We start from the raw sequence: 772 nt of genomic DNA on the forward strand, positions 1-772 counted from the left end.
GACCGAAGCATCGAAACCAGCAACATCGAGCGTGGTTTCAATGTTGCCGGCATGGGCATCCAGCAGTCCGCCGATCAGGAAGCGCGGCGACACCATATAGTCGTACCCAACGGTCAGTTCACCGTATACGCCTTCACCACCAATGCCGTTGAACGAGAAGCCAGGAACCAGATCGCTGCTGAGCTCGTGGACATTGGCGCCGGCGCCAACGCCAAATCCGACATAGATGCCACTCCAGTTGAAGGCCGACGTCTCGACGACCGGCACAACCGCGTCGGCGGCATGAGCAACCGATCCGAGCGCCAGGACGGAAACTGCGCCAAGAAGAAGAGATTTTGCTAATCGTTTGCTGGTCATTGCCCCTACCTTTTTGAAAAACCCACCAGCCGTCTAGCACCCGCCCATGCTGGCGGCTGTAACAAAAAAGCCACAGGAAAGACACATTGCAAGCAGGACGGGCAAAGCCGGTCAGCTAATCGCAAACCGTGAAATTTGCTTGTAGAAAAAGAGCCGCCGAGGGCGTCGGCGGCTCGGTTGGGAGAGGATTGAGCGGCGGGTTCAGGCGGCGAGAACGGCCTTTGGCTCGACCAACTCATAGCCGAGTGCTTCGGCCACCGCGCGGTTGGTGATCTTGCCCTTGTGGACATTCAGGCCGTTGCGCAAATGATGATCGTCGATCAGCGCCTTCAGGCCCTTGTCGGCGAGCTGCAGGCCGTAATGCAGCGTTGCGTTGTTGAGCGCGTGGGCCGAAGTGACCGGCACTGCACCCGGC

Annotated in this window: 2 pseudogenes; both read right to left on the reverse strand. The window is 59.1% G+C overall.

Annotated elements, in window-relative coordinates:
- A pseudogene (locus tag EOA86_RS36925) lies at positions 1–357 on the reverse strand (porin family protein); the annotation flags it as partial.
- A 201-nt stretch (positions 358–558) separates the two neighbouring features.
- Positions 559–772 (reverse strand): annotated as a pseudogene (locus EOA86_RS36930) (alanine dehydrogenase); the annotation flags it as partial.

The sequence above is a fragment of the Mesorhizobium sp. M5C.F.Ca.IN.020.32.2.1 genome (assembly GCF_004023105.1).
GTDB lineage: Bacteria > Pseudomonadota > Alphaproteobacteria > Rhizobiales > Rhizobiaceae > Mesorhizobium > Mesorhizobium wenxiniae.